General features: G+C 65.7%; 8 protein-coding genes and 1 riboswitch. Of the genes, 3 read left to right on the top strand and 5 right to left on the bottom strand.

Going from position 1 to position 8,073, the window contains the following annotated elements:
• Nucleotide 1 precedes the first annotated feature (1 nt).
• Nucleotides 2-1,696, top strand: a complete 1,695-nt coding sequence (locus GWG67_RS02815; protein ID WP_275167619.1) for a ShlB/FhaC/HecB family hemolysin secretion/activation protein — start codon at nt 2-4, stop codon at nt 1,694-1,696.
• Nucleotides 1,697-1,714: 18 nt separating this feature from the next.
• On the opposite strand, the gene bluB is transcribed toward GWG67_RS02815, so the two are convergent.
• The 3 genes from bluB to cobU are packed head-to-tail and all read right to left on the bottom strand — an operon-like array spanning nt 1,715 to nt 3,634.
• On the bottom strand, nt 1,715-2,347 hold the full coding sequence (gene bluB / locus GWG67_RS02810; protein WP_275167618.1) for a 5,6-dimethylbenzimidazole synthase: 633 nt from the start codon (nt 2,345-2,347) through the stop codon (nt 1,715-1,717).
• Nucleotides 2,348-2,351: 4 nt separating this feature from the next.
• Nucleotides 2,352-3,134, bottom strand: a complete 783-nt coding sequence (cobS, locus tag GWG67_RS02805) for an adenosylcobinamide-GDP ribazoletransferase (protein ID WP_275167617.1) — start codon at nt 3,132-3,134, stop codon at nt 2,352-2,354.
• Entirely contained in the window at nt 3,131-3,634 is a 504-nt protein-coding gene (gene cobU / locus GWG67_RS02800) for a bifunctional adenosylcobinamide kinase/adenosylcobinamide-phosphate guanylyltransferase (RefSeq protein ID WP_275167616.1), read from the bottom strand. Before cobU ends, cobS begins: the two co-directional genes overlap by 4 nt.
• A 122-nt stretch (nt 3,635-3,756) precedes the next feature.
• Between cobU and cbiB the strand changes: the two genes are divergently transcribed.
• Both cbiB and cobD read left to right on the top strand, forming a co-directional pair.
• On the top strand, nt 3,757-4,698 hold the full coding sequence (cbiB, locus tag GWG67_RS02795; RefSeq protein WP_275167615.1) for an adenosylcobinamide-phosphate synthase CbiB: 942 nt from the start codon (nt 3,757-3,759) through the stop codon (nt 4,696-4,698).
• A gap of 11 nt (nt 4,699-4,709) precedes the next feature.
• Nucleotides 4,710-5,672 (top strand): threonine-phosphate decarboxylase CobD, encoded by a 963-nt coding sequence (cobD, locus tag GWG67_RS02790; RefSeq protein WP_275167614.1) that lies wholly within the window; start codon nt 4,710-4,712, stop codon nt 5,670-5,672.
• Here cobD and GWG67_RS02785 read toward each other — a convergent pair.
• Together GWG67_RS02785 and cobO are read right to left on the bottom strand one after the other, a co-directional pair.
• Nucleotides 5,661-7,109 (bottom strand): cobyric acid synthase, encoded by a 1,449-nt coding sequence (locus GWG67_RS02785; protein WP_275167613.1) that lies wholly within the window; start codon nt 7,107-7,109, stop codon nt 5,661-5,663. The two genes, cobD and GWG67_RS02785, sit on opposite strands and share 12 nt — an antisense overlap.
• Before the next feature lie 10 nt (nt 7,110-7,119).
• A complete protein-coding gene (gene cobO / locus GWG67_RS02780) occupies nt 7,120-7,755 on the bottom strand; it encodes a cob(I)yrinic acid a,c-diamide adenosyltransferase (RefSeq protein ID WP_275167612.1) in 636 nt (211 codons plus the stop codon).
• A 40-nt stretch (nt 7,756-7,795) separates the two neighbouring features.
• A riboswitch (cobalamin riboswitch) is annotated at nt 7,796-8,014 on the top strand.
• Nucleotides 8,015-8,073: the final 59 nt, after the last annotated feature.

Here is an 8,073-nt window from a genome sequence, read left to right as displayed (position 1 = left end):
GATGCGGATTCTGGGGGCGGCATTAGGAGTTGGGCTCGCAGCGTCGTGCATCGCTTCCGCGCGGGCGCAGATTCCGTCGATCAATCCCGGCGTGATCCAGAACGACGTCGACCGGCAACGAAGGCAGCTCGAACAGCAGAGCGCGCCGCCGAAGCTCAACGGGCCGGCGGTGATTGGTGGCGAGCGGGAGAAGTCCCAGCTCCTGAAGCCGGGCGGTCCCAAGTTCCGCCTGCGCAACGTCGAGTTCGACGCCTCCAAGTTCATCACGCCGGCCGAGCTCGCCGAGATCGCGAAGAAGTACATCGGCAAGAACGTCGACATCGCCTCGCTGCTGCAGCTCGTCGCCGACATCAACGCCATCTATACCGAGCGCGGCATCGTCACGGGCATCGCGACGCTGCCCGAGCAGGATGCCAAGGGCGGCATCGTCCGCGTCAAGCTGACCGAAGGCCGGCTCCAGAAGACGACCATCGAGGGCAACAAGCAGACCCGCACCGAATACATCCTTCAGCGCGTGAAGGAGCCCGAAGGCGAGGTCCTCGACGTTCCAAAACTCAATCGCGACGTGATCTGGTTCAATCGAACCAACGACGTGCAGATCAAGGCGCTGCTGCAGCCCGGAACGAGCTTCGGCCTGACCGATCTCCAGTTCGCCGTGATCGAGCCGCCGGTCGACACCCTGCAGCTCTTCACCGACAACCAGGGCGCGGAAAACACCGGGCGTTGGGAGGGTGGGGCCTTCTACAAGCGCCACGGCCTGTTCGGTGTCGACGACCGCCTGACCTTCTACGGCGTCCGTTCCGACGGTAATCTCAACGGCAACGTCGCCTACAGCATTCCGGTCAATCCTTGGGGCGGCCGCGCCGGCGTCAGCTATACCGAAGGCAAGATCAAGATCATCCAGGGGCCGTTCGTCGCGCTCGACGTCACCGGACGCTCGAGCCAGGCCGCGGTCAATTTCAGCCAGCCGATCTGGGTCACGCAGAACTGGCTAGTGCTGCTCAACGCCGCGGAGACCGAGGGCAAGACGGTCAGCCGCTTCGCCACGGTCGCCGTGACCCATGATCATTACGACAAGGCCACGGCGGGCCTCTCGGTGACCAATTCCGGCAACACCTATTCGATCACGGTTTCGCCGGCGGTGAACTACATCACATGGCAAGACCACGTGCTCGGCAATAATCGCACGTTCAACACCTATACCGGTTCGATGTTCGCGACCAGCGCGGCGGGCCCGGCGAATTTCAGCACCAATGTGCTGGCGAGCTGGCAGTACACGCAAGAAAAGCTGCTGCCGGGCGACCAGATCTTCTCGATCGGCGGTCCCACCACCGTGCGCGGTTATCCCTCGAACTCGGCGTCCGGTGACAGCGGCTACTACTTCAACGCCGAGCTGCACTACAATTGGTCGCAATGGCTCAGGGGTTTCGACACCTACATCTTCACTGACTGGGGCGCGGTGTATTCGACGTTCCCCGGGATCACCGAACTGGGCTCGGTCGGCGTCGGCTTCTCCTGGACCTATGCCTCGTTCATGACGTTCGAGGCGAATTACGCGACGCCGCTGAAGATGGCGGTCTCGACCCAGCACCACTACGAGGCCTACGGCCGGGTCATTTTCCGGCCGTTGCTGATGTTCCAGAAGCAGGAAACTCCTGCGCCTGTGGCGGCGGTTGCCGGCAGGAGCAGGTCGTAGGACGTATGGGGCACGCGCTTACCGCCGCAGCGTGAACTCATCCGCGCCGCGGCGCTGCTCCCACTTCGCCTGTTCCAGCTCGGGCCGGTCGCATTCGATTTCCGGATAGCCGATGCAGAGATAGGCGATGAATTTCCAGGTGTCCGGCACGTCGAGAATGGCGTGGATGCGATCCGGATGGAGGATCGATACCCAGCCAAGCCCGATGCCCTCGGCGCGCGCGGCGAGCCACATCGCGGTGATCGCCGCGACCACGGAATATTCCGTCGTCTCCGGCATCGTCGCACGGCCGAGGCCGTGACCGACATCGCTGGCCTTGTCGGCGAACACGGCGAGGTGGCCGGGGGCCTGTTCGAGACCCGACAGTTTCAGCGTGGCATAGCGCGCCGCGCGCTCACCGGCATAGGCATTCAGTGCGTCGGCGTTGCACGCTTTGAAGTCGTCGATCACGGCGCGACGCCGTGCAGCGTCATCAACGATGACGAAGCGCCAGGGCTGGCTGAGGCCGACCGAGGGTGAGAGACAGGCCGTCTCGATCAGGCGATCGATGGCGCCGTCCGGCAACGGGTCGGTGCGAAAGCGGCGCACGTCACGGCGCCACACGAAAAGCTCGCGCAAGTGTTGGCGGAAGGTCTCGTCGAACTCGACCATGACGTCAGTGTCCGATCTGGAAGGCTGCGGCAACCAGCAGGATCAGGATCTCGCCGCTCTGCTCGAACGCGCCGAGAATGTCGCCGGTCTGCCCGCCGATCTGGCGGATGGCAAGTCGCGCCAGCATCAGGCCGGCGAGCGAGAGCAGGATCAGGCTTACCAGCGCCTTGCCCGGCCCAAGCGCGAGCACGAGCGCGAGGATCCCAACAGCGAAGGCGATGACGATGCTGCGGCCTGGCGGTGATCCCGCACTCGCCGACAAGCCGTCAGGTCGCGCAGGTGAAACCTGCGACATGAAGGCCGGCAAGCCCGCGCGGGCAGCAGTATGCGCAGCGCACAGCGCGAGCGCGACGGCCCACGGATTGGCGATCGCCGCGAGCGCGCTCCAGCGCAGGCCGAACGACAGGATCAGCGCGCAGACGCCATAAGTGCCGATCCGGCTGTCGCGCATGATCTCGAGCTTGCGCTCGCGCGTGCGGCCGCCGCCGAGCCCGTCGGCAGTATCGGCAAGGCCGTCCTCGTGCAGCGCGCCGGTCACGAGGGCGGTCGCGGCCAGCGCGAGCAGGGCGGCAAGGTTCGGTGCCAGACCGAACCGGCTGGCGAGCTTGTAGACCAAGGCACCGGCAAGGCCGACCGCCAGCCCTGCAACGGGAAGCGCCCATGCCGCGCGCGCGATGGCCCCGTCGCCGGCTGGCTTCGACGAGGCGACGGGAAGGATCGTCACGAACGATACCGCCATCCTGAGATCGGCGATGACGTTCCGCAAGAATTCGTCGCGCGGCATCATTTCAGCTTCATCGGCAGGCCGGCGACGACGAACTCGGCCTCGTCGGCAACGGCCGCGATGGCCTGGTTCATGAATCCGGCCGCGTCGCGGAAGCTCCGCGCCAGCGCATTGTCGGGGACGATGCCGAGGCCGACTTCGTTGGTGACGAAGACGACGGGGCTCTTCTGGGCGCGCAGGAAGACGGCGAGCTTCATGACTTCGTGATCCCAGTTGCGCTGCGCATGCATCATGTTGGAGAGCCACAGGGTCAGGCAGTCCACCAGTCTAGGCCCGCCGCCATCGGTTTCCATCAGCACCTGCAGAAGATCGAGCGGTACCTCCCGCTCGATCCAATCGGTCGAGCGCCGTCTGCGATGCTTTTCGATGCGTGCTTCCATTTCCGCGTCGAGCGCCTCGGCCGTCGCGATGTAGACGGGTCGGCCCGGAAAGCTGCGTGCGCGTTTTTCCGCATGGGCGCTCTTGCCCGATCGCGCTCCGCCCGTGATCAAGATGACGGCCATAAAGGTCTCCTGTGGGCCTGACTAATCACCAAACGCGGCCAAAGACAAAGCCGAAATCCGCCAGTCGGGGGCTTGCGTTCGGCCTTCGCTTTGCGCAACAGGGGCGGGGACAGGAGGCGGGCGTGGGTTTTGCGGGTGCGATGGCGGTTGCGATGGCGGTGGATGCCCTGTTGGGCTGGCCGTCGTGGTTGTTCGCGCGGATCGGCCATCCCGTCACCTGGCTGGGCCGGCTGATCTCTGCCATCGATAGCGCCTGGAATCGACCGTCCGATCCGCAGGCATTTCGCCGCGCCGCTGGTCTCGCCGGAGCACTCGTCGTGATCGCGCTCTCCGTCGCGCTCGGCTGGGCGCTGCAGTCCCTGCTTCCCTTGGGCTGGATTCAGATCGTACTGGTCGGCGTCCTGGGCTGGCCGCTGGTCGCCTTGCGTTCGCTGCACGACCACGTTGCTGCCGTCGCAAATCCCATGCGGGCCGGTGACATCGCGGCCGCACGCGACGCGGTCTCGCGCATCGTCGGCCGCGATCCCCTGGCGCTCGAGGAGGCCGGCATCGCTCGCGCGGCGATCGAGAGCCTCGCCGAGAATGCATCCGACGGCATCGTCGCACCGGTGTTCTGGGGCGCGCTGTTCGGCTTGCCGGGTATCGTCGGCTACAAGGCGATCAACACGCTGGACTCCATGATCGGTCACCGCAACGAACGGCACGAAGCCTTTGGCTGGGCCGCGGCGCGCATCGACGATGTCGCCAATTTCATTCCGGCGCGGCTGACCGGATTTCTGTTCGTGCTGCTGGCGCCACGGCGATCGGAGGCGCTGTCTTGCATGATGCGGGATGCACGCCGACATCGATCGCCCAATGCCGGCTGGCCGGAAGCCGCCATGGCGGGTGCGCTTGGTGTGCGGCTCAGCGGTCCGCGAATCTATCACGGCAGCACCACCAACGAGCCATGGTTGAATGAAGCTGCGCGCGATCCGCTTGCCGCCGACATCGATCGGGGATTGACGGTCTACCGCCGCGCTATGCTGCTGCTCGCCGGTGTCCTTGCGATCCTGGCCTTCGCGTGAAAGAACAGCGCATGCGCGAGCACGGTGGAAATCTCGATCAGGCCCAGCAGCGGTTCGGCGGTCGCGCGGAGCACTGGATCGATCTGTCGACCGGGATCAACCGCCTGCCTTTTCCCGTGGGCGAGGTGAGCTCGCGCGCATGGAGCGCGTTGCCGTCGCGCGGCGAAATCGAGGCGCTGCATCAGGCGGCGCGGCACGCTTACCGCACGAGCGCGGCGGTTGTCGCGCTCGGCGGCGCACAAGCCGCGATCCAACTGCTGCCGCAACTCGCGCCGTCCGGCCACGCGCGCATCCTCGCGCCGACCTACAACGAATATGCTGGGGTCCTCTCGGCCGCGGGCTGGGAGGTCCAGGAGGTCGGGGAGCTCGACGCGCTGGTCGGCGCCGACCTCGCCATCGTCGTCAATCCCAACAATCCCGACGGCCGATGTCATACGCCAAAGGATTTGCTGGCGCTGCTGCCACGCGTCGGCCGTCTCGTCATCGACGAGAGTTTTGCCGATGTGGCCCCGCAGCTTTCACTTGCATCCGAGGACCGGCCGGGTCTGCTGATTTTGCGCTCCTTCGGAAAGTTTTACGGCCTTGCCGGCCTGCGGCTCGGTTTCGCGCTCGGCAATTCGTCCGACGTCGCCAGGCTCGCATCGATGTCGGGGCCTTGGCCGGTCTCGGGAGCGGCGATCGCGATCGGTTGCCGCGCTTTGGGTGACGATGCCTGGGCCGAGGCCACGTCCGCGCGGCTCGTGCGAGACTGCGGTCGCCTTGAGGGCATGGTGCAGTCGCAAGGCTGGACGCTCGTTGGCGGGACGCGGCTGTTTCGTCTCTACGAGACGCCCGACGCGCTTGTTGCGCAGGAGAAGCTGGCGCGTCACCATATCTGGTCGCGCGTGTTCGCGCGAGAGCCGACATGGCTGCGCCTCGGGCTTCCGGGCGGCGAATCCGAATGGTCGCGCCTCGCCGAGGCTCTAGCGCGCTAGCGCGAGCAGGCCTTCGACGTCGAGATGGACTTCGATGTGATCGGCGAGCGCATCGAGAGCGCTCTCGACCCTTGCGTGATAGGGCTCGTTGCCCGCGGGAATGTCGAGCTTTGCCAAGAACGCCTTGCGGAAATCATCCGACGTGAAGAGGCCGTGCAGATAGCTGCCTTGCACGCGCCCGTCGCGCGAGATCGCGCCTTCCGGTTCGCCGTTCAGCCTTGCGAATGGCCGCGCGCGATCCGGCCCATCGGTGCGGCCGATGTGGATTTCATAGGCCTCAATCGGCTGTTCTGTTGCGGCATGCACGGCCGCAACGCGCGTCAGCGTCTTTTGCGGGCTCATCACCGTCTCGACGTCCAGAAGCCCGAGGCCCGCTGTGTCGCCCGCGAGGCCCTCGATCCCATCGGGATCCGTGACGCTGCGTCCGAGCATCTGATAACCGCCGCAGAGGCCGAGCACATGGCCGCCTCTGCGGTGATGCGCCAGGAGATCGATGTCCCAGCCTTGCGCGCGCAGAAAGGCAAGATCGCCGCGGGTGGATTTCGAGCCGGGGATGATGACGAGGCGCACGTCGCCGGGAATGGCTTCGCCCGGCCGCACCATCACGAGATCGATGCCGGGCTCGAGTTTGAGTGGATCGAGATCGTCGAAATTGGCGATCCGCGACAGCGCGAGACAGGCGATCTTGCATTGGCCGGGCTTGCGCGCATCGCTCAGGCCCAGCGCATCCTCAGCCGGCAACTCGCCGGCGCGCCCGAACCAGGGCAGCACGCCAAAGCCGCGCCATGCGGTCTTCTCTTCGATCAGTCTGTAGCCGTCGTCGAACAGCGTGGGATCGCCACGGAACTTGTTGATGACAAATCCCTGGATCATCGCGGCATCATCGGGGTCGATCACCGTCTGGATGCCGACGAGTTGCGCGATGACCCCGCCGCGGTCGATGTCGCCGACCAGCACGACCGGCACATCGGCTTTGCGCGCAAACCCCATATTGGCGATGTCGGCCTTGCGCAGGTTCACCTCGGCCGGGCTGCCGGCGCCTTCCACCAGCACGAGATCGGCACGCGCCTTCAGCCGTTCGAAGCTCTCCAGCACCGCAGCCATCAATGACGGCTTCATCGCCGCATATTCACGCGCACGCGCGGTCGCAATGCGCTTTCCGTGCACGATCACCTGCGCGCCAACATCCGTCTCCGGCTTCAGCAGCACCGGGTTCATGTCGGTATGCGGCTCGACGCGCGCGGCGAGCGCCTGGAGCGCCTGGGCGCGGCCGATCTCGCCGCCGTCGACGGTGACGGCCGCGTTGTTCGACATATTCTGCGGCTTGAACGGGAGCACGCGCAAGCCGCGACGCACAAAGGCGCGCGCGAGGCCGGCGACGATGAGCGATTTGCCCACGTCCGAGCCGGCCCCCTGGATCATCAATGCGCGCGCCATCGCGAGTTTCTTAGAACTCGACGCCGGCTTGCGCCTTGATGCCGGAGCGGAAGGGATGCTTGACCAGCGTCATCTCGGTGACGAGATCAGCGACCTCGATCAGCTCGTCCTTGGCGTTGCGTCCGGTGAGCACGACATGCGTCATCGGCGGCTTCGAGGTCGTCAGGAATTCGACGACCTCCGCGATGTCTAGATAGTCGTAGCGCAGCGCGATGTTGATCTCGTCGAGCACGACCATGCGGAGATTCTGGTCGAGGATCAGCTCCTTGGACTTCTCCCAGCCGGCGCGCGCGGCGGCGATATCGCGGGCGCGGTCCTGCGTCTCCCAGGTAAAGCCTTCGCCCATGGCGTGGAACTGGCAGAGGTCGCCGAAATGGCCGGTCAGCATGCGGCGCTCGCCGGTATCCCAGGCACCCTTGATGAACTGCACGACGGCGCAGGGGAAGCCGTGGGCGACACAGCGGACGATCATGCCGAAGGCTGAGGAGGACTTGCCCTTGCCGGCGCCGGTGTGGACGATGATGAGGCCCTTTTCGCCGCTCTTGGTCGCCATGATCTTGTCGCGGGCGACCTTCTTCTTCGCCATTTTGGAGGCGTGGCGGGCGTCGGTTTCGTCGGCCGTCTGGGTATCCGGTTCTGACGTCATCGGACGGGGTCCTTCGGCTTGACAAGAGGCGGTCGGGGGCAAATGGTGGCCCGGCGTTGGTTCCTGTCCTACGACAGGCGAAGAGGGAATGCGATAGGGTCCGAATCGGCAAGATTTGGTTCCAAAATGCAGCCGCCCCCGCGACCGTGACCGGAGAGATGCCCGAAGCCACTGATCCCCTGGGGATCGGGAAGGCGGGGATCGAAGGGGAAACCCTGCTCCGCAAGCCGGGAGACCTGCCAACGCGGACGATTTTGGACCGGCGGACGGGGTGTTCCGCGACGGGGAAACGGGCCTTCGCAAGAACGGTTCGTGGGC

The sequence above is a fragment of the Bradyrhizobium sp. CSS354 genome, from assembly GCF_029051725.1.
GTDB lineage: Bacteria > Pseudomonadota > Alphaproteobacteria > Rhizobiales > Xanthobacteraceae > Bradyrhizobium.
Note: the sequence above shows the minus strand (reverse complement) of the source record. Positions and strands in the feature narration are given on the sequence as shown.

What these genes read in the sequence shown, in the direction of transcription:
- GWG67_RS02815 (WP_275167619.1), top strand. Translation starts at nt 2, where the DNA reads ATGCGGATTCTGGGGGCGGCATTAGGAGTTGGGCTCGCAGCGTCGTGC.
- bluB (WP_275167618.1), bottom strand. Translation starts at nt 2,347, where the DNA reads ATGGTCGAGTTCGACGAGACCTTCCGCCAACACTTGCGCGAGCTTTTC.
- cobS (WP_275167617.1), bottom strand. Translation starts at nt 3,134, where the DNA reads ATGATGCCGCGCGACGAATTCTTGCGGAACGTCATCGCCGATCTCAGG.
- cobU (WP_275167616.1), bottom strand. Translation starts at nt 3,634, where the DNA reads ATGGCCGTCATCTTGATCACGGGCGGAGCGCGATCGGGCAAGAGCGCC.
- cobD (WP_275167614.1), top strand. Translation starts at nt 4,710, where the DNA reads ATGCGCGAGCACGGTGGAAATCTCGATCAGGCCCAGCAGCGGTTCGGC.
- GWG67_RS02785 (WP_275167613.1), bottom strand. Translation starts at nt 7,109, where the DNA reads ATGGCGCGCGCATTGATGATCCAGGGGGCCGGCTCGGACGTGGGCAAA.
- cobO (WP_275167612.1), bottom strand. Translation starts at nt 7,755, where the DNA reads ATGACGTCAGAACCGGATACCCAGACGGCCGACGAAACCGACGCCCGC.